At 71.5% G+C, this 17169-nt stretch carries 19 protein-coding genes and 1 pseudogene; 7 read left to right on the top strand and 13 right to left on the bottom strand.

What is annotated here, in order from left to right; all coding sequences use genetic code 11:
* Window positions 1–21: 21 nt before the first annotated feature.
* Window positions 22–1104, bottom strand: a complete 1083-nt coding sequence (locus tag ACFYNO_RS18630) for an NAD(P)-dependent oxidoreductase (RefSeq protein WP_388012864.1) — start codon at window positions 1102–1104, stop codon at window positions 22–24.
* 2 nt (window positions 1105–1106) lie between these two features.
* Between ACFYNO_RS18630 and ACFYNO_RS18625 the strand changes: the two genes are divergently transcribed.
* The gene (locus ACFYNO_RS18625) at window positions 1107–2216 is read left to right on the top strand and encodes a hypothetical protein (protein WP_388012861.1); all 1110 of its coding nucleotides are present in this window, start codon (window positions 1107–1109) and stop codon (window positions 2214–2216) included.
* Here ACFYNO_RS18625 and ACFYNO_RS18620 read toward each other — a convergent pair.
* The 5 genes from ACFYNO_RS18620 to ACFYNO_RS18600 form a co-directional block, all read right to left on the bottom strand.
* Window positions 2202–3056, bottom strand: a complete 855-nt coding sequence (locus tag ACFYNO_RS18620) for an acyl-CoA thioester hydrolase/BAAT C-terminal domain-containing protein (protein WP_388012858.1) — start codon at window positions 3054–3056, stop codon at window positions 2202–2204. The genes ACFYNO_RS18625 and ACFYNO_RS18620 overlap by 15 nt on opposite strands.
* Before the next feature lie 216 nt (window positions 3057–3272).
* Complete coding sequence (locus ACFYNO_RS18615; protein ID WP_388012855.1) at window positions 3273–5450, bottom strand: hypothetical protein; 2178 nt, start codon at window positions 5448–5450, stop codon at window positions 3273–3275.
* Between the two features lie 455 nt (window positions 5451–5905).
* Window positions 5906–6334 carry a VOC family protein gene (locus ACFYNO_RS18610; protein ID WP_388012852.1) on the bottom strand — a complete coding sequence of 143 codons (429 nt, stop codon included), beginning with the start codon at window positions 6332–6334 and terminating at the stop codon, window positions 5906–5908.
* A 90-nt stretch (window positions 6335–6424) separates the two neighbouring features.
* Window positions 6425–6709 carry a hypothetical protein gene (locus tag ACFYNO_RS18605; RefSeq protein ID WP_388012849.1) on the bottom strand — a complete coding sequence of 95 codons (285 nt, stop codon included), beginning with the start codon at window positions 6707–6709 and terminating at the stop codon, window positions 6425–6427.
* Window positions 6706–7233, bottom strand: a complete 528-nt coding sequence (locus ACFYNO_RS18600) for an ATP-binding protein (RefSeq protein WP_388012846.1) — start codon at window positions 7231–7233, stop codon at window positions 6706–6708. Before ACFYNO_RS18600 ends, ACFYNO_RS18605 begins: the two co-directional genes overlap by 4 nt.
* Window positions 7234–7370: 137 nt before the next feature.
* Here ACFYNO_RS18600 and ACFYNO_RS18595 point away from each other — a divergent pair.
* Together ACFYNO_RS18595 and ACFYNO_RS18590 are read left to right on the top strand one after the other, a co-directional pair.
* Window positions 7371–8230: pseudogene (locus ACFYNO_RS18595) on the top strand (helix-turn-helix domain-containing protein).
* 2 nt (window positions 8231–8232) lie between these two features.
* Window positions 8233–8436 (top strand): DUF397 domain-containing protein, encoded by a 204-nt coding sequence (locus ACFYNO_RS18590; protein WP_388013322.1) that lies wholly within the window; start codon window positions 8233–8235, stop codon window positions 8434–8436.
* Between the two features lie 60 nt (window positions 8437–8496).
* Here ACFYNO_RS18590 and ACFYNO_RS18585 read toward each other — a convergent pair whose 3' ends face one another.
* Complete coding sequence (locus tag ACFYNO_RS18585; protein ID WP_388012843.1) at window positions 8497–8922, bottom strand: DUF4395 domain-containing protein; 426 nt, start codon at window positions 8920–8922, stop codon at window positions 8497–8499.
* 199 nt (window positions 8923–9121) lie between these two features.
* On the opposite strand from ACFYNO_RS18585, the gene ACFYNO_RS18580 reads away from it, so the two are divergent.
* Window positions 9122–9541: a thioredoxin family protein gene (locus ACFYNO_RS18580; protein WP_388012840.1), complete on the top strand. Its 420-nt coding sequence runs from the start codon at window positions 9122–9124 to the stop codon at window positions 9539–9541.
* A gap of 6 nt (window positions 9542–9547) precedes the next feature.
* Here the strand turns inward: ACFYNO_RS18580 and ACFYNO_RS18575 are convergent, their stop codons facing one another.
* The 4 genes from ACFYNO_RS18575 to ACFYNO_RS18560 all read right to left on the bottom strand — a co-directional run bounded on the left by ACFYNO_RS18575 (window position 9548) and on the right by ACFYNO_RS18560 (window position 13389).
* Window positions 9548–10189 carry a lactate utilization protein C gene (locus ACFYNO_RS18575; RefSeq protein ID WP_388012837.1) on the bottom strand — a complete coding sequence of 214 codons (642 nt, stop codon included), beginning with the start codon at window positions 10187–10189 and terminating at the stop codon, window positions 9548–9550.
* Entirely contained in the window at window positions 10186–11616 is a 1431-nt protein-coding gene (locus ACFYNO_RS18570; RefSeq protein WP_388012834.1) for a lactate utilization protein B, read from the bottom strand. Before ACFYNO_RS18570 ends, ACFYNO_RS18575 begins: the two co-directional genes overlap by 4 nt.
* Window positions 11613–12371 (bottom strand): (Fe-S)-binding protein, encoded by a 759-nt coding sequence (locus tag ACFYNO_RS18565; RefSeq protein WP_388012831.1) that lies wholly within the window; start codon window positions 12369–12371, stop codon window positions 11613–11615. Before ACFYNO_RS18565 ends, ACFYNO_RS18570 begins: the two co-directional genes overlap by 4 nt.
* A 256-nt stretch (window positions 12372–12627) precedes the next feature.
* Window positions 12628–13389: a FadR/GntR family transcriptional regulator gene (locus ACFYNO_RS18560; RefSeq protein WP_388012828.1), complete on the bottom strand. Its 762-nt coding sequence runs from the start codon at window positions 13387–13389 to the stop codon at window positions 12628–12630.
* A 203-nt stretch (window positions 13390–13592) separates the two neighbouring features.
* On the opposite strand from ACFYNO_RS18560, the gene ACFYNO_RS18555 reads away from it, so the two are divergent.
* Window positions 13593–14033 (top strand): hypothetical protein, encoded by a 441-nt coding sequence (locus ACFYNO_RS18555; protein WP_388012825.1) that lies wholly within the window; start codon window positions 13593–13595, stop codon window positions 14031–14033.
* A 112-nt stretch (window positions 14034–14145) separates the two neighbouring features.
* Here the strand turns inward: ACFYNO_RS18555 and ACFYNO_RS18550 are convergent, their stop codons facing one another.
* Together ACFYNO_RS18550 and ACFYNO_RS18545 are read right to left on the bottom strand one after the other, a co-directional pair.
* Window positions 14146–14817, bottom strand: coding sequence for a class I SAM-dependent methyltransferase (locus ACFYNO_RS18550; RefSeq protein ID WP_388012822.1), 672 nt, complete (start codon window positions 14815–14817; stop codon window positions 14146–14148).
* Window positions 14814–15302 (bottom strand): RidA family protein, encoded by a 489-nt coding sequence (locus ACFYNO_RS18545; RefSeq protein ID WP_388012819.1) that lies wholly within the window; start codon window positions 15300–15302, stop codon window positions 14814–14816. The genes ACFYNO_RS18550 and ACFYNO_RS18545 overlap by 4 nt, the downstream gene beginning before the upstream one ends.
* A gap of 210 nt (window positions 15303–15512) precedes the next feature.
* On the opposite strand from ACFYNO_RS18545, the gene ACFYNO_RS18540 reads away from it, so the two are divergent.
* On the top strand, window positions 15513–16157 hold the full coding sequence (locus tag ACFYNO_RS18540) for a TetR/AcrR family transcriptional regulator (protein WP_388012816.1): 645 nt from the start codon (window positions 15513–15515) through the stop codon (window positions 16155–16157).
* Between the two features lie 134 nt (window positions 16158–16291).
* The gene (locus ACFYNO_RS18535; RefSeq protein WP_388012813.1) at window positions 16292–17116 is read left to right on the top strand and encodes a glucose 1-dehydrogenase; all 825 of its coding nucleotides are present in this window, start codon (window positions 16292–16294) and stop codon (window positions 17114–17116) included.
* The last annotated feature ends 53 nt before the right edge of the window (window positions 17117–17169 follow it).

Raw genomic sequence — 17169 nt, 5'->3', positions numbered from 1 at the left:
TCGGCCGGCCCTTCAACGGGTTCAGCTCTTGCGCTCGTCCAGGCCGGCGCGGCGGCGGGCGGTCCGGCCGAGGGCGGAGCTGTCGAGCGCGGCCTCGCCATGGGCGATGTTGTCGAGGAAGGCGTCGCGGAGCAGGCTGGCCAGGGGCAGCGGGACGGCGTTGGCGGCGCCGCTCGCCAGCGCCAGGCTGACGTCCTTGAGGGCCAACTCCACCCGGAAGCCGGCCGGTTCGTAGCGCTCGGCGGCGATCGCACCGCCGTAGCCCGCGTACACCGGCCCGGGGAAGAGGGTGCCCGTCACCACCTCCAGCAGGTCGGCCGCCGCCAGGCCGCCGGACTCGCCCAGCGCGGCCGCCTCGGCGAAGGCCTCCACCGCCGAGAAGAGCATGAAGTTGATGCTGATCTTGCACAGGTTGGCCTGCTGCGGCTCGGTGCCCAGCCGGTAGGTGTGGCGGCCGACGGCGGCGAAGACCGGCGCGACCCGGTCCAGCAGCTCCTCCGGTCCGCCCGCCAGGATGGCGAGGTTCCCGGCCGCCGCCGCGTCCGGCCGGCCCAGCACGGGTGCGGCGACGTACCCGAGGCCGTGCCGCCGGTGCAGCTCGGTCGCGCGGACGGCGAGCTCGGTGGAGATGGTGGCCATGTTGACGTGCACCCCGGCGGTCGCGCCCGCCAGCAGCTCCTCGTCGAGCAGCAGGGCCTCCACCGCCGCGTCGTTGGCGAGCATCGAGACCACGACCTCGTTGGCCGTGAACACCTCGGCGACGCTCCCGGCGGCCACCGCGCCCTGCGCCACCAGTTGCTCGACCGGCTCCGGCGAGCGGTTCCAGACCTGCACCCGGTGCCCCGCCGCGAGCAGCTGCCCCGCCATCGCCCGTCCCATCGCGCCAAGGCCGACGAATCCGACGTTCATGCTCGACTCCTCTGGAGGTGATGGTCGATCAGGGAAACCCGTTCGTCCCCGGGTTGATCCTAGGCCGGGCGGCCGGGCGGCCCGTGGAGGCGTCTCGGCGGGCGGGCCGCGGAAATGGTGTGGACCATTGACAGGACGCGGACGGCACCGCACGCTGTGCGGTGCCCGGGGACCCACCTGCCGCTCAGGAGGCATCCATGCGCGCGTTCCCCGTACGACTCCGACCGTTCAGCGCCCTGCTCGGCGCGGCCGGACTGCTGCTGGCCGCGCTCACCGCACCCGCGGTGGCCGCGGCCCCGGCCGCGTCGACCCCCGTCCAGGTGTACGGCGCCTGGCACTGCTCCAACGACGCCTGCCTCTGGGGCAGCGTGCGGGACATGGCCGACTTCGACCACCAGAACCACTGGCTGATCGACCGCGGCGACGGGCGCCCCTCGGTCAACCTGGTGGTGCTCAGCTTCGTCAACCCGCTGCGGCTGCTGAACGGCACCAACGACGCGGGTGATGCCAACGGCGTGCCGGTCGGGATGACCCCGGCGATCGTCAACTACTTCACCGGCCACGGGATCCGGGTGATGCTCTCGATCGGCGGCATCACCTACGCCGGGGACTGGGACACGGCACTCGGCCAGAACCCCACCCTGCTCGGGCAGAAGGCGGCCGCGCTGGCGAGCAGCCTGGGAGTGGGCATCGAGATCGACTACGAGAACGCCTCCAGCCCGAACCTGACGGGCCTCCAGGCCTTCGTCTCGGCCTACCGCGCCGCCCACCCGTACGATGCGACGGGTGCCGACCCGACCGCCCGGTTCACCATCGACGTCGCGGCCGGCGACCGCTGGCTCACCGGCATCGACCAGTACGCCACCGCCAACTGGCTGACCACGAGCGCCCCGGTGCTGGACTACGCGAACGCGATGGTGCCCAGCAAGCAGCCCTCCGCCGCCACCGCGGAGAGCAACTGGCAGGAGCACCTGACCGGCAAGCCGACCTACAGCCCCCCGATCCCGCCGCTCGCCCCCGCCAAGTTCACCGGCGGCCTCTACATCGCCGAGGGTTCGTCGGTCCGGCCCGAATGCACCAACTTCTCCTCCTCGGTGCAGAATTCCAGCAGCTCGTGGCTCCAGTCGGCCGCCCCGGCGGGCGCGGGCAGCACACCCGGGATGCTGGGCTACATGTTCTGGGCCGCCGAGCAGCCGTCCAGCCGGGGCGTCACCACGGACCCGCCGAACAGCTGCGAGGGCGGCGTGGGCGCCGGCGCGACGGCACTCTCGGTGCCGGTGCCGATGCCCGCGCTACGGCAGGGCTAGCGTGGAAAGGATGGGCTCCCAGGCCGCCGCACCCAGGCGGGCGTTGGCCTCGTCCGTGCCGCCGTACAGGTAGACGGGGGAGGGCGGGGCGGGCGTCTCGCCCGGGAAGCGCACCCGGTGGCCCGCGTCCGCGCGGGCCACCAGCCGCACCGGCAGGCCGGCTGCCCGGCGGCGGGCGGCCAACTGCTCGGCGTAGCGCAGCGATCCCCACATCTCGTCATCGCCGCCGGCGATCAGCAGCAGGTCGGCGCTCATCCGCTCGACGGGGATGGCGGCGGTGGCGAGCCGGTCGGCGAAGGTGCGCTCGCTCAAGTCGTAGGAGCTGCGCACCGCCACCGGGCCCTCGCCGTGATCGGCCTCGAACCAGGTGTCGTCGAGCGGGACGAAGGGCAGCGGCTGCCCCTGCCAAGTCCACCCCGAGCGGTAGGGCCGCTGCCGCCCGTCGAGGCCCGGACCGAGGTTGCACCAGGTGAGGGCCGTCGGCGAGACCGCCACCACGGCGTCCACCCGTGGCTCGTGGACGGCGGTGAGCAGAGCCGCCTCGGCGCCCTTGGACCAGCCGAGGATGCTGATCCGTCGCGCGCCACGGGAGTCGAGCAGGTCGACGGCTGCGACGAAGGTCTCCAGCGGTACCTCGCAGATGCCGGCCGGTTGGCCGGGGCCGCCGAACCAGCGGATGGCGAGGGTGAGGAACCCCTGCTCGGCGAGGAGTTCGGTCCGCTGCCGGTCGATGCGGCCGCTGGAGCCGCTGAGCACGATGACGGCCGCACCGTTGGGTGTGTGCGGTTCGAGGAGGACAGCCTCCCAGGGGGAGGACAGCTCATGTGCGGTGCCGGGCATGATCGCGCCTCTCGGGATGGGGAGTTCCGCTGCCGGGAGTCTATCCGTGTGCGGACGGGCCGGCCCGAGGGGGAGTGGTGGGGGGGCCGGGCGCGGCGGGGCCGGGGGCGCCCCCCGCCGCCCCCGGGGCCGCCGGTGGGGGGGGGGGGGGGGGGGGGGGGGGGGCCGCCCCCGGGGGGGGGGGGCCCCCCCCCCCCCCACCGCGGCAGCCCGGGATCAGCAGTTGCTCGGCGGGAGCGTCGAGGTGTCGACGATCTTCACGGTGCTGCCGGCGTTGTCGGTGCCGTCCAGGGCGTGGACGGTGCTCTGGCCCGGGGTGCTCCAGGCGACCCGGTTCCTGTCGAAGGACCAGGTGCCGGTGACCCTCTTGGTGACGGTCGCGGTCTCCAGCCATCCGTACTGTCCTGGTTGGAGATTGAGGTAGGAGGAGTACTGGATCGCTTCCGACCTGAGGAAGCTGTGCGAGTAGGAGGCCGTGACCGAGGATGTGACCTGGAGGGTGATGGTGGACTGGGGACCGGTGCCCACGACCCCCCCGAGAGTGAGGGATCCGCCGACGGTGTTCTCCCACCCGGTGGTGTCGGTGACGCTGGCGAACGGAGTCTGCGGCACGTTGCTGGCGTTGTAGTACAGCGTGCCCTTGAGGCAGCTGCGGCCTTCGAAGTAGGCCGTCGGCAGGCTCTTGTCGACGCTGAAGCTGCAGGTACTGCTGTCCTTGGCGCAGAGGGTGAGGCCGTACTGGGCGGCGAGCTGGCTCATGCCGGTCATGACGCCGGCGGACGTGCCCGGCTTCCAGACGTTGTAACCCCCGTAAGCCTTGGCGGAGTCGCCCATCTCGACGGTGTCCATGCCGGTGGTGGGATCGGGGTCGGAGGCCACCAGGCCTTCGTTGCCGCTCAGTTGTTTCATCTGGTACGTCCCCGGTGTGCCGCCGGGTTCGACGTACCACTGCTGGCCGACGTCCTGGCTGTTGCAGGCCACCAGGTTGGTGCGCCAGGCCGCCTGTCCGACGTCGAAGGCCGTGTCGAGGCAGAGCTTGCTCAGCGCCCGGTTCCGCAGCTGGAAGAGACCGCTTCCGCTGCTGTCCCGGACCATCGTCCACTGCTGGGCGGCGGTGCCGCTCTGGGCGGGGGCCGAGTCGACCCACGGGCTCGCGTCGGTGGTGTTCTCGGGGGCCAGGGCGGTGCCGTAGCCGGAGTTGAGGATGCTCAGGCAGACCGGAGTGCCATTGCCCCGGCAGGGGTCGTAGCCGTAGCCGAGGTTGTCCCAGTCGGTCCAGTCGTCGGTGGGTGGCGAGGGCGCGTTCGGCTCGTTCTGTGCGCGGTGCCCCAGGGTGTTGTCGCTCTGCAGGTCGAAGAACTCCAGGCGCCCGTCCTGGTTGGCGACCGCGCTCGGGTCGCCGCCCCCGGGGCCCAGGTTGGTCCGCACGCTCCATGAGGTGGTGCTGCTGGGCTGGGTCTGCTTGGTGTGCCAGATGTTGCCGTCGGACAGGTAGGCGAAGACCTCCAGCCGTCCGTCGGCGTTGGTCGCCACCGTCGGGGCGCCGACCATGGCACCGAACGGGGTTCCGCCGCCGGCCAGTTCACTCCAGCCCGTCCATCCCGTCTGGTCGCTCGTCTGGGTGTTGTACCAGACGTTGCGGTCCAGGCCGGTGCCGAAGACCTGCAGCCGGCCGTCCTTGTTGGAGGCCACGGCCGGGTCGCTCTCGAAGCTCCCGACCATGGGCGTCCAGGGACCCCAGGACTCCTTGCTGTTCGCGCTGGTCTCGGTAATGCTCCAGAGCTCGGTGTCGCTGCCGCGGACGAACACCTCCAACTGGCCTTTGGCGTTCTGCGCGACCGCCGGGCGGCCGACCAGGGTCACGCCGGGACCGGGGAAGCCCGTGGTGGTCCAAGGGTCCCAATTCTCGCCCTGCACGCTGCCGGGCACCGTCTGGGCGACGGTCCACAGGCCGCCGGCCGCGACGCCGAAGACCTGGAGGCTCCCGTCCACGTTCGCCCCGACCGCGATGTCGCTGTCGAGGTGCCCCGGCTGGGGCTGGGTCCAGGTCGTTCCCCAGGTGCCGTCGCCGGCCTGGGCCTGCGAGGTGAGGACGCCGTTCTTGAGGAGGAAGACCTCGAGGCGGCCGTCCGAGTTGGTCGCCACCACCGGGTCGGTGTCCGTGGCGCCGCCCAGCGAGCTCCAGTCGCTCCAGTTGGTGCCGGGCTGCTGCTGGCTGGCGTGCCAGACGGCACCGTCGTCGGGCGAGCGGACGAACGCCTCCAGATCGCCGTTCCGGTCCATCCCGACCAGTCGCGCGGGGGGCGGTTGTTGGGGGGAGGCCACCGAGGAGGCGTCGGCCCAGGCGGCCGGGGCCCGGGGAACGGCGAGGGTGGCCAGGAGTATGCCGAGCAAGGGGATGAGCACGCGCGAGCGGACGTGTGGTCGTCGTGCCATTTCGGCTCCCATCCGGGAACGGTGGAAGTGGAGGCTCTGGTCGGAACGCCCCAGTCAGATCACACTGCGTGAGCTGATGTGCACAGTATGCGGGGGTCCGGTGCCGGGCGCGGACGCATGGCGGAAGCTGGCCTGAATCTGCCCTTCCGGGTGGGGAGTTGATGCGCGGACAAGGCCCGGGGGCGGGCCGGGGCGGGGCGGGGCGTCGGCCGGCGGTGTGGCGTCCCCGCCATCTGGCTGGTGGGCTCGGCGGGTATCGCCCTGCACCGGGGGCGCCGGCCGCTGTGGTCGGCGCTCTCCCTCGGCGGGCTGGCCGGGCTCTACCTGGTCGACTACTGGAACGCCGTCGCCTGAGCCGCGGCTCGGTGCGGCCCCCGGCTGCGGCCGGACGCGGGTCGGCCGGCGAAGGGGGCTCAGTCGATGCAGAACTCGTTACCCTCGATGTCCTGCATCGGGATGCAGGAGTCGGTGCCGTCGTAGAGCGTCTGCACGTGCACCGCGCCGAGCGGCAGCAGGCGCGCGCACTCCGCCTCCAGCACGGCCAGGCGCTCCTTGCCCACCAGGCCGGTGCCGACCCGGACATCGAGGTGCACCCGGTTCTTGGCGGCCTTCCCCTCGGGTACGCGCTGGAAGTACAGCCGCGGGCCCTCGCCGGTCGGATCCACGCAGGCGAACCAGGAGTCCCGTTCCTCGGGCGGCTGCGCGGCCTTGTACTCGTCCCAGCTGGCGAACTCCCCGGGCGGCGGCGGTACGACGTACCCCAGCACCTCGCACCAGAAGCGGGCCAGGCGCTCGGGTTCGGCACAGTCGAAGGTGACTTGGAACTTCTTGATCGCTGACATCGGTGCACGATAGCAGGGGTGCGGGCGTTCGTCCTGGTATGTGGATGGGTTCTTGGCGGACCCGTGGGACTCCATCAGTAGGGCCGGCGGCTACTGCGGGCTGAGGTGGAGCCGCAGGAGGTGTGGGCCGTCGGGGAGGGTGAAGGTGATCGTCACGACGGGCTCGTGGGCGAGGCGTTCGAGCATGTAGGCGGCGGAGCGGGGGCGGTTGAGGATCAGTCCGAACGCGTCCCGGTGGGCCGCGTCGAGGGGGAGCAGCTTCATCGACTCCCAGGTTGCGGTGAGCGCGGTGGTGAGGGAGGGGAAGCGGGCCGGGCAGGTGATCCCGGTGAGTTCCACGATCACCGGGCCGCTGGTGTAGGGGCCGCTGCTCACAGCGTGCTCGGGGCGCAGACACACCAGACGCGCTTGCCGATGCCCTCGCGCGGGCCCCGGCCCCAGTCCTCGCAGAGCTTGTGTACGAGCTGGAGGCCGTGGCCCGATTCGCCGTTGGACAGGATTCCGGGCTTGGGCGGCGAGGCGGAGGCGTCATCCACCGAGATGGTCAGGCGTTCGCCGTCGGATTCGAGGGTGAGTTTGATGAGGTGGTCGCGGGTGGTGCCGTGCAGGAGGGCATTGGTGACGAGCTCGCTGGTCAGCAACTGGGCGGTCTCGGTGTAGCGGTGGCCGTCGGGGAGCTTGGCGAGGAAGTCGCGGAGCTGTCGCCTGGCCAGGCTCGGCGAGCGTCGGCTCTTGGGGAGCCAGTACTGCTCCTGGAGGGTGGGCTCGGGCGACTGGTCGGGGGTTTCAGGCCTGGCAAAGCTCCCTTGGAGAGATGCAGTTGGATGTCCGGCGGCCTGAGGGCATGGGAATGCCCGGTGACGGGCCGTCATGCTCACGATCCGTGTGGAGGTCTCCACGGCGAGTAGCATGCTCCCGTCTCGTGATCGTCTGTAAGTGCAGATTTGCTGCACTTCCGGAAATCGCTAGGCGGTTCGATCGCTCGGGAGGGGGTGGCAGACCGTGTATCCACGCAAGCGACCAGGGAGGGTGACGGGTGGACAGTCCAACCGTGCTGCGTCGTAGTCTCGGTTCGGAGCTGCGGGAGTTGCGAAATCGGGCGGGACTCACTGGTAAGGACGTTGCTGAAGCGCTCGATTGGTCACCCAGCAAGGTCAGCCGCATCGAGAGCGGCGAAGTGGGCTTGCGCGAGCGGGATGTGCGGCCGCTGTTGGCACTCTACGGGGTGACGGGCGCAGAGGACATCAAGCAGTTGACATCGCTCGCTCGGAAGAGTCGCCAGCCCGGCTGGTGGCAGAGTTATGGCGATGCACTGCCAGATTGGTTCAAGGCGTATGTGGGGCTGGAAGCTGATGCGGCTACGATTCGGACTTACCAGTCGGAGATCGTCCCAGGGCTGCTGCAGACCGAGGAGTATGCTCGCGCGATCGTCCGAGCCTCGGTGCCGCTGAGGTACGAGGAGGAAGGTGAAGGGGAGCGCCGTATCGCGTTGCGGATGCAGCGTCAGGAGATCCTTTCCCGTCCTAACCCGCTGACGCTCTGGGCGATCATTAACGAAGCTGTCCTGCGGCGGCCAGTGGGTTCCGCTGAGGTCATGCGCTTGCAGCTTGACCGCCTCGCGGAGTTGGCCGATGAGCGCTCGAACATCACCATCCAGGTGCTGCCGTTCAGTGCTGGTGCGCACGAGGCCATGGGTAGGCCTTTACTCTGCTCTCGTTCAGGGATATCCCGGGGAACATTGCCTATTCCGAGGCGCCGACAAGCAGCGTCTATACGGAGAAGCCCGCAGACACCGAGTATCACCAGAACGTTTTTGAGCGGCTGATGGCTTCCGCGATGCAGCCTGAGAAATCGATTCTCTGGTTGCGCGAGGTTGCAAAGGAGTACGGGAAGTGACCATGAATCTGACGGCTACGGTGTGGCGCAAGTCGTCGTTCAGTGACGGGAACGGCGAGTGTGTCGAGGTTGCCATTGCCGTGCCTGGCGCCGTCCCCGTCCGCGACAGCAAGGACCCGCACGGCCCCGCACTGGTCTTCGCCCCCGGCGCCTGGAACGCGTTCCTGGCGAAGGTGCACGCTGGGGGCGTGCGCGGTGAAGCGTGAGCCCTATGACATGTAAATGACCCCGGCCCGCAGGCCGGGGTCATTGCACTTGCAGCGGCGTCAGTCCTGGTGGCCGCTCACCCGTGCCTGCCCGCGGCGCAGCAACAGGTACAGCTCGCACCCGAGGCAGTACCCGAAGGCCGAGTTCAGGAACGCAGCGGCCAGAGCGCAGCCAGTCGCGGCGAGGCCGAGCCAGGTGAGGCCGGCCAGATAACCGACCGTGCCGAGCAGGCCGAAGACCAGGCCGACCGCTTGCGCGAACTGCGGGGCGCGGGCGTCCTCCAGCTCCTGGGGTGGGCCGAGGCGGGGGCGGACCAAGCGCCGGTACAGCCACCCGTAAGGCGAACGGCCGAGGTCGGAGGCGCCTAGGGCGAAGACCAGCGTCTGCGCGGCGAGTAGCCAGCCGCTGCCGGTGACCAGCACGACGGCGAGGACGAGAGTGGTCAGGGACGCGGCGAAGCGCGGCCCGCGAGGGTCGATCTGCACGGGTGGACTCCGGGAAGGCGGTACGGCAGGGCGCTGGGCAGTGCCTCAGCGACAGCGCGTGGCGGACGCCCGGCAGAGGTCGATGACCCTGCGGCGCGTCAGCTCGGTGCCTGCGATGTCCACGCCGCGATGGTAGCTCCGCGGCTCACGGCGGCCAAGGCACATCCGAGGGCTGGACGCGTGCCGCACACTGGAGCGCATGACCGGACTCATAGTGTGCGCGCTGGTGCTCGCGCTGGCGACCGTCGCCGGCCTGACCAGGAAGCGGCGTGACGGACGGCTCCGCCCGGACGACTCGGCCGACGCGGCGGTGCTCACGGCCGCCGACCTGGGCAACGGGGCGGAACTGGGAGCGCGCGCGACCTTCGTGCAGTTCTCCACCGAGTTCTGCCAGCCCTGCCGTGCGACCCGCCGGCTCCTCTCCGAGGTCGCCGCGCAGCAGCCCGGCGTGATCCACCTGGAAATCGACGCCGAGCAGCGGCTGGACCTGGTCCGGCGGTTCCAGGTCCTGCGCACGCCCACCGTGCTCGTCCTCGACACCGACGGTCGCGTGGTCCAGCGCGCCAGCGGCCCGCCCCGGAAGGCCGACGTGCTGGCAGCGCTGGGGCAGACCGGCTGACCACTGTCAGTCGGCGAGGATCACGACCTCCAGGCGCCTCGGGCCGTGCACGCCCTCGACCCGCTCCAACTCGATGTCGCTGGTCGCCGACGGGCCCGAGATCCAGGTCTGCGGGCGCCGCGGGTCGAGGAGCGGCAGCGCCTGCGGGACGGAGGCGACGACCTGGTCGGCCCGGATCACGCAGATGTGGTGGTCCGGGACCAGGGTGAGCCGCCGGCGGCCCTGGTCCGGGCCGGCGTCCAGCACGATCGTGCCCGTCTCCGCGATGGCCAGGGCGCAGCCGGTCAGGGTGGTGTCGACCTGCTCAAGCCGCTCGGGGGTCAACTCCTCGCTGTCGTGCAGGATTTCGATTGCGGCTTCGGCGAGGTCGATGGTCCAGGCGGCCGGCAGTCCGGTCGGGACGGCGACCTTCCGCGCTCCCCGGGCCGTCAGCAACTCGGCGATCACCTTCGGCAGTTCGACTGACGTGGCCCGGTGCACCACCGCCCGGTAGTCCGCCAGATGCTCGGCCAGCAGATCGCGCAGCGCCGCCGGCTCCGACTCCACGTGCGCTGACCGGTATCCCCGTGCGGGCTCGGGCGCCACCGGGTGGTCGGCCAGTGCAGCGCGGATCCTCGCCAGGACCTGCTCGCGCGATCCCGTCGTCATCGGTTCTCTCCCTTGCTCCACCAGGCCCGGAACGACTGCTCCGGCAGGGCCGGCAGGTCCCGGCTGTCCGTCCACGCCTTCGCGGCCCCCGGGATCGGTACCCGGCGCGGCTGCACTCCACGGGCAAGTCCCGTTCCCCGCAGCGCCATCGAGTACGCCGCCGGGTGGTCCAGCAGCCAGCTCGCCGACTTCATCGCCACCCGCTCCAACCGGTGCCCCGCGCCGCCCTTCTCCGCGACCTTCTCGCGCAGGTGGACCAGCACCTCCGGGATGTCGATCGCCACCGGGCAGACCTCGTAGCACGCGCCGCAGAGCGAGGACGCATAGGGCAGCGATGCATCCACCTCGCTCTGCAGGCCCCGCAGTTGGGGCGAGAGGATCGCCCCGATCGGCCCCGGGTACGGCGACCCGTAGGCATGTCCGCCCGCCCGCTCGTACACCGGGCAGACGTTCAGGCAGGCCGAGCAGCGGATGCAGCGCAGCGCCTGGCGCCCCACCTGGTCGGCGAGGGTGTCGGTGCGGCCGTTGTCGAGCAGGACCAGGTGGAAGGCTGACGGACCGTCACCATCGGTCGTGCCCGACCAGGTGGAGGTGTACGGGTTCATCCGCTCCGCGGTCGAGGAGCGCGGCAGCAGCTGGAGGAAGACCTCCAGATCCCGCCAGGTGGGGACCACCTTCTCGATCCCCACCACCGAGATCAGGGTCTCCGGCAGGGTCAGGCACATCCGCCCGTTGCCCTCGGACTCCACCACCACCAGCGTTCCGGTCTCCGCCACCAGGAAGTTGGCGCCCGAGACCGCCACCTTGGCCCGGAGGAACTTCTCCCGCAGGTGCAGCCGGGCCGCCTCCGCCAGCTCGGCCGGGGTGTCGGTCAGGCCGTCCGGTGCCGGGCGGCCCCAATCCGCCATGTTCTGGGCGAAGATGTCGCGGATCTCGGCGCGGTTGCGGTGGATCGCCGGGACCAGGATGTGCGAGGGCAGGTCGTCGCCCAACTGCACGATCAGCTCGGCCAGGTCCGTCTCGTAGGCGGTGATGCCCTCGGCCGCCAGGGCCTCGTTGAGCTCGATCTCCTGGGTGGCCATCGACTTGACCTTGACCACCTCGCGCTCGCCGGTCGCCTTGACCAGCTCCGCCACGATGCGGTTCGCCTCCGCCGCGTCGGCGGCCCAGTGCACCGTGCCGCCGGCGGCCGTGACCGCCGCCTCGGCCTGGAGCAGGTAGCGGTCCAGCTCGGCGAGCGTGCGGTCCTTGATCTCCTTGCCGGCCAGCCGGAGTTCGGCCCAGTCGTCCAGCTCGGTGACGGCCTTGGCGCGCTTGTCGCGGATGGTGTGGGTGGCGTGGGTGAGGTTGGCCCGCAGCCTGCGGTCCTGGGTGGAGACGGCGGCGGCCTTCGGGAAGGCAGGCATGCCGACGAAGGTGCGGCTCATGCGGGCACCGCCAACTCCTCGGTCGCGGCCAGGATCTCGGCGATGTGCAGCGCGCGCATCGGCTCGTCCTGGCGGTGCAGCAGGCCGCCCAGGTGCATCAGGCAGGAGTTGTCGGCGCCGCACAGCACCTCGGCGCCGGTGGAGCGGGCGTTGCGCACCTTGTCCTGCCCCATCGCGGTGGAGACCGCCGCGTTCTTCACCGCGAAGGTGCCGCCGAACCCGCAGCACTCATCGGCGCCCGGCAGTTCCACGAGCTCCAACCCCTTCACCGCCTGCAGCAGCCGGCGCGGCCGGTCGCCCAGGCCGAGCATCCGCAGCCCGTGGCAGGACGGGTGGTAGGTCACGGTGTGCGGGAAGGAGGCGCCGACGTCCGTCACGCCCAGCACGTCCACCAGGAACTCGGTCAGCTCGTACACCTTGGGGACCACCTCGCCGGCGGCGCGCTCCAGCGCCGTGCCGCGCCCCTCCGCACGTGCCTTGGCGCCGATCCGGGGGTAGTTGTCCCGCACCATCGCCGCGCAGGAGCCGGAAGGGGTGACCATGTGGTCGTAGTCGGCGAACACCCGGGCCATCCGGCGGACCAGCGGCTCGGTCTCACGCCGGTAGCCGGTGTTGTACTGCGGCTGCCCGCAGCAGGTCTGGCCGATCGGGAAGTCCACCTCGACGCCGAGGCGCTCCAGCACGGTGACCACGGCGCGGCCGGTGTCCGGATAGAGGGCGTCGTTGACGCAGGTCAGGAAGAGTGCGACACGCATGGGAGTCCTCGGGTCGGCCATTCTTTGGTCAGACCATACACCTCGGAGGGCGGGGAGGGGAGGGTGGCGGGAGGGTCGGCTGGGTGGGGGTGCACGCTGGGTGGCTGGTGAGAGCCGGGCCCCGGGGCGCCCGGACGATGTGTTCCTTCGGGTATGCGGCGTCACCGGCTCCTCGCGCGGCGAGGCGGCGGGCAGTGGGTCGCGGGGCCGAGGGGGCGCGGCAGGGCTCGGTGGCCAGGCCGCCGGTGGCGGGGCGTCAGTCTTCGTCGTCCGCGGCGAGGGCGGGGAGGGCCACCTCGTGGTGGAAGCGGTGGATGTGGGCCTCCATCAGTTCCCCTGCCGCCTCGGCGTCCCCGGCCGTGATGGCCGTGTGGATCGCGTGGTGCTCGGCGCGCAGGGTCGCGGCGGCGGCCGGCCAGTCGGTGATGCGGTGGAAGGCGGTGAGCAGCGGGTGGCGGACGGCGTTGCGGACCGCGATGGTCAGGTCGGCCATCAGGCGGTTGCCGCCGGCCTCGGCGATCGCCACATGGAAGGCGGTGTCGCAGTCGTTGAACTGCTCGCGGGTCAGTGCCGGGTCGTCCATCCGGGCCAACAGCTCGCCGAGCGCGGTCAGTTGATCGGTGGCCCGGCCGGCGGCGGCGCGCTCGGCGGCCAGTCGGGCGCTGGAGCGCTCCAGGGCGGCGCGGGTGTCCACCACGTCGGGCAGCGGGAAGTTGGCCAGCGCGAGGTGGAAGCGGAGCAGCTGGGTCAGGCCGGCGGTCGGCAGGGCGGCGATCACGCTGCCCGAGTCCGGGCCGGTGCCGACCTTCGCCCGCACCACGCCCTGCGCCTCCAGCACCCGCAGCGCCTCGCGGATCGCGGCCCGGCTGACGCCGAGCAGCTCCACCAGCTCGCGCTCGGGGGGCAGGCGGTCGCCGACCCGGAGCTTGCCGGCCAGGATCTGCTCCTCGATCCGGTCCAGCACCAACTCGAAGGTGCGCGAGCGGGGTACCGGTTCCCAGCCTGTCGGCTCCGCCATGAGGCCCTTCCGCTCCACTCCGCTCGCGCCCGCCCGGAGCGGTCTGCCCGTGGCCCGACCGGCCCCGATGGTTATCCCGATCATAGGTCACGCACTCGCCGCGACCCCGGGGCCGACGGGGGCGGGGCGGCGGCGCCGGGTGGTCGCTATCCTCCGTCCTGGCGAGCGGCCGGAGATGGGCGGGACAGGGGGGTGGGCCGGCGATGGGTCTGATCGCGGGACTCTGGGCGGCTGGGGAGATGCCCGGGCGGGACGGGCTGTACCGGGCGGACGACACCGGCTTCGAACTGGACGTCGAAGGCCCGGGCGCGTACCACCCGGACGCCGGGCAGCCGATCCCGTTCCGGATCGGCGCGCCGCTGGACGTGGCGCGGGCGGTGCGGGAGGACGGCGCCGACGAGGTGGACACGTACTTCGAGAGCCCGTTGCCCGACGGGTCGGGGTGGCTGACGGGCGGGGGTGGCGGGATGGGGAACATCGGGTTCCTGGCCCGGCTCGACGGCGACCGCTCGGTGCGGTGGATCGCGTCGATGACCTACTCGAACCCGTTCGTCGGGGTGCGTCATGAAGGGGACCTGGCCGTGTTCCTGAACGACTGGGGGAATCGGCTGGTGCTGGACCTCGCCGATCCCGTGCTCCGCTGAGGCCAGGGTCCGGCCCGGCAGCCGGCGAGTTGGTGATTCGGTGAGTCGGTGGGTTGCGGTGCCGGGACGGTCGGGATGCCGGGGAGTGGCCGGGCGGGACCCTGGGGTGTTGTCAGGCCTTCAGCGGAGCGGGCTTGCGGGCGAGCAGCAGGGCCTGCGGGACGGACTCCGTGCCGTCGGCGGCCGGGGCGCGGACCAGGCGGGTGTGGACCGGCAGGCCGGCCGCGGCGAGGGCGTCGATCATGGTCTCGGCGGTCCGGGGATGGAAGTCGAGATTGACCGGGCGGCCGAACAACTCCTCGCGGCGGTGCGGCTGTTCGCGGACCTGGAAGGCGGTCAGCAGCTCGCCGCCGGGGATCAGCACGCGGTGGAACTCGGCCAGCGCTCGCGGGAGTTGGTCGTCCGGCAGGTGGATGAGCGAGTACCAGGCGAGGATTCCGCCGACGCTGTTGTCCGGGAGGTGGAGATCGGTGATCGACCCGACCTCGAAGTGCAGGCCGGGGTGCGCCTGGCGGGCCTGGGCGATCATCTGGGGCGAGAGGTCGATACCGAAGGCGTCCAGGCCGAGCTCGCTCAGCAGGCGGGTGAGGCGGCCGGGGCCGCAGCCGAGGTCGGCGACCGGGCCGAGGTCGGCGGCGCGGGTCAGGTCGGTGAAGACGGTGAGCATCGCGCGGTCGAGCGGCTTGATGTCGGGTATGTCGGCGAACCGGGCGGTGTAGTCGGCGGCGATGGCGTCGTAGGAGTCGCGGGTGTTGGCCAGGAAGTCGGGCTCGGCGGCGGTCATGCGGCGGTGCTCCCTTCTGTGGTGGTGGCTGTGGCTGTGGCTGCCGTCGTGGCGGTGGCTGCGGCGGTGCCGGTGGTGGCGCTGGAGGCGGCGGGGATCACGGCGAGGGCGTCCACCTCGACCAGGAACTCGGGGCGGATGAGCCCGGCCACCACGACGGCGCTGCTGGCCGGCGGGCGCTCGGTGTCGATCACGGCATCGCGGGCCGCGCGCACGGCGGGGAGCTGGTCGCGGTCGGTGACGTAGAAGGTCAGCTTGATCACGTCGGCGAAGCCGGCGCCGGCGGCGGCGAGGGCCCGGCGCAGGTTCTCGAAGACCTGGCGCGCCTGGGCTTCGGGGTCCTCCGGGCCGACCAGGGCGCCGTGCTCGTCGAGCGCGACCTGGCCGCTGACGGCGATGGTGCGACCGGTTCCCCAGGCCACGTGGCTGTAGCCATTGCCGGGTGTCAGGCCTTCGGGTGCTACCAGGTGCACGTTCTCGAACATAAGTGATCCCCTGTTCATTAATGCCCACCATTAAGTAATGCTCGTTATTACTCGCCGTTAACGGTCACTCGCGACCGAGAAGTCGGGCGAGATCACCGTAGGCGACTCGCTCGGCCGACCGCACGGGGTGCAGCGGGTGCAGTGGGCGCAGCGCCAGATGCGACGGCCTGATGCTCGACATTAATAATGGGCAGTATTAACGTTGGTGCCATGGCACGCAGCACAGGACGAAGCGACACCCGCGAGAAGCTGCTCCACGCGGCGGAGCAGCTTTTCGCGACCCAGGGCGTCGACGGTGCCCAGACCCGGGACATCGTCAAGCTCGCCGGACAGGCCAACCCCTCCGCGGTGCAGTACCACTTCGGGTCCCGGGCCGGCCTGCTGGAGGAGATCATGCGGACCCGGCAGGACCGGGTCGAGCAGGCACTAGCTCCCCGGGTGCCCGAACTGATCGGGATGAACCTGCCCGAGCTGATGACCGCCCTGATCGAGGCCGAGGCCACCGAACTGCGCACCGAGCACGGCCGCGCGGCGCTGCGGATCTCCGCCCAGGTCAGCCACCGCAGCGGCATCCGCACCCGGACCCCGCATCCCACCCTCGCGGGCGGCGGCTACTGGAACCTCTTCGACCGCGTCAGCGAGTGGCTCGCCGCCCCGCCGGGCGTCCCCGGCCTGCCGGAGCCGGCCCGGCTGGAGCGGATCGACCTGGTGCTCACCCTGATCGGCGCCGCCCTGGCCGACCGGGCCCGGCAGTACACCGACGGCGAGCAGCCGCTCACCGACGAACCGTTCTTCCTCGCCGACCTGGCGGGGATGGCGGCGGCCCTGCTCCAGGCGCCGCCGCCGGCGCGCTGAACAAGCGCGGCCGCCTGAACGAACGGCACAGCGGCCCAGCTCGACAACTGAGCACCCCGACGGCTCGACAACCCGGCCAGACCTGAACAGAGGAGTCGGGCGACCCCCGACTCGCGCAGGGAACAGTGATCCCCATGAGCAACCCCACCGCCCCCGACGCCACCGCCCCCGAAAGCATCAGTCCCGAGACCATCACCCCCTCCCTCACCGGAAAGACCGTCATCATCACCGGCGGCGCCCGGGGTCTCGGCGCCGAGGCGGCCCGGCTGGCCGTCGCCGCCGGTGCGAACGTCGTCCTGACCGACCTCCTGGTCGAGGAGGGCGAGGCGACCGCCGCCGGACTCGGGGCGTCGGCGCGGTTCGTCCGGCACGACGTCACCTCGGTCGAGGACTGGCAGGCGGTGGCCGACTTCGCGCTCGCCGAGTTCGGGTCGATCGACGGACTGGTGAACAACGCGGGCATCGCCAGCGGCACCTTCCTCGCCGACGAGAGCGTGGAGTTCTTCCGCAAGGTGGTGGACGTCAACCTGACCGGCGTGTTCATCGGCATGAAGACGGTGATCCCCGCGATGCGCACGGCCGGTGGCGGCTCGATCGTCAACATCTCCTCGGCCGCCGGCCTGATGGGCCTGGCGCTCACCGCCGGCTACGGCGCGTCCAAGTGGGGCGTGCGCGGGCTGAGCAAGATCGGCGCGGTGGAGCTGGGCACCGACCGGATCCGGGTCAACTCGGTGCACCCGGGCATGACCTACACCCCGATGACCGCCGCGACCGGCATCGCGCGCGGCGAGGGCAACTACCCCAACACCCCGATGGGCCGCGTCGGCGAGGCGCCCGAGATCGCCTCCGCCGTGCTCTTCCTGCTCTCCGACCAGTCCTCCTACATCACCGGCGCGGAGCTGGCGGTGGACGGCGGCTGGACCACCGGGCCGACGGTGAAGTACGTCATGGGCCAGTGAGTTGCGCGGCGGCGGGAACCTGACACGGTGCGGGTACGGGGGAGAGGCCCCGC

It is taken from the genome of Kitasatospora sp. NPDC006697, from assembly GCF_042869935.1.
In the GTDB taxonomy this organism is placed as follows: Bacteria; Actinomycetota; Actinomycetes; order Streptomycetales; family Streptomycetaceae; genus Kitasatospora.
The sequence above is the reverse complement of the archived record's forward strand: the minus strand, read 5'-3'. Positions and strand labels throughout refer to the sequence as shown.

Bases quoted from the DNA above. Each gene is read 5' to 3' on its own strand.
- ACFYNO_RS18630 (WP_388012864.1), bottom strand. From the start codon at position 1,104: ATGCCTCCTGAGCGGCAGGTGGGTCCCCGGGCACCGCACAGCGTGCGG.
- ACFYNO_RS18625 (WP_388012861.1), top strand. From the start codon at position 1,107: ATGCGCGCGTTCCCCGTACGACTCCGACCGTTCAGCGCCCTGCTCGGC.
- ACFYNO_RS18620 (WP_388012858.1), bottom strand. From the start codon at position 3,056: ATGCCCGGCACCGCACATGAGCTGTCCTCCCCCTGGGAGGCTGTCCTC.
- ACFYNO_RS18610 (WP_388012852.1), bottom strand. From the start codon at position 6,334: ATGTCAGCGATCAAGAAGTTCCAAGTCACCTTCGACTGTGCCGAACCC.
- ACFYNO_RS18590 (WP_388013322.1), top strand. From the start codon at position 8,233: ATGAATCTGACGGCTACGGTGTGGCGCAAGTCGTCGTTCAGTGACGGG.
- ACFYNO_RS18580 (WP_388012840.1), top strand. From the start codon at position 9,122: ATGACCGGACTCATAGTGTGCGCGCTGGTGCTCGCGCTGGCGACCGTC.
- ACFYNO_RS18575 (WP_388012837.1), bottom strand. From the start codon at position 10,189: ATGACGACGGGATCGCGCGAGCAGGTCCTGGCGAGGATCCGCGCTGCA.
- ACFYNO_RS18570 (WP_388012834.1), bottom strand. From the start codon at position 11,616: ATGAGCCGCACCTTCGTCGGCATGCCTGCCTTCCCGAAGGCCGCCGCC.
- ACFYNO_RS18565 (WP_388012831.1), bottom strand. From the start codon at position 12,371: ATGCGTGTCGCACTCTTCCTGACCTGCGTCAACGACGCCCTCTATCCG.
- ACFYNO_RS18560 (WP_388012828.1), bottom strand. From the start codon at position 13,389: ATGGCGGAGCCGACAGGCTGGGAACCGGTACCCCGCTCGCGCACCTTC.
- ACFYNO_RS18555 (WP_388012825.1), top strand. From the start codon at position 13,593: ATGGGTCTGATCGCGGGACTCTGGGCGGCTGGGGAGATGCCCGGGCGG.
- ACFYNO_RS18550 (WP_388012822.1), bottom strand. From the start codon at position 14,817: ATGACCGCCGCCGAGCCCGACTTCCTGGCCAACACCCGCGACTCCTAC.
- ACFYNO_RS18545 (WP_388012819.1), bottom strand. From the start codon at position 15,302: ATGTTCGAGAACGTGCACCTGGTAGCACCCGAAGGCCTGACACCCGGC.
- ACFYNO_RS18540 (WP_388012816.1), top strand. From the start codon at position 15,513: ATGGCACGCAGCACAGGACGAAGCGACACCCGCGAGAAGCTGCTCCAC.
- ACFYNO_RS18535 (WP_388012813.1), top strand. From the start codon at position 16,292: ATGAGCAACCCCACCGCCCCCGACGCCACCGCCCCCGAAAGCATCAGT.